General features: G+C 50.4%; 1 protein-coding gene. It reads right to left on the bottom strand.

Features of this window, described 5'->3' with window-relative positions:
• Positions 1 to 234: ABC transporter substrate-binding protein (locus A3751_RS17595; protein ID WP_197466460.1), on the bottom strand; the 234-nt coding region annotated here is incomplete at both ends.

The following is a 234-nucleotide window of genomic DNA, read 5'->3' as shown; positions in this document are numbered from 1 at the left end:
GAGATAGAGGGCATCAGAAAGCGTAATCGCATTACCGTTGAGGCTAAGAACAAAAGGCGTGACGATTTTCCTCGCACGGCAACCCAAGCCTAAAGTACTGGCAATTGGCATGGGAGCGAGCATCTGCGCCGCATCGAGTATTCCGGCATGAAGCTTGTCGCGCAAGGTTGCCCATGAGTTTTGCTTTTGTAACGTTACATCCAACCCCACATCGTCAAAAAAACCGAGCGCTTT

Source organism: Oleiphilus sp. HI0080 (genome assembly GCF_001635135.1).
The sequence above is the reverse complement of the archived record's forward strand: the minus strand, read 5'-3'. Positions and strand labels throughout refer to the sequence as shown.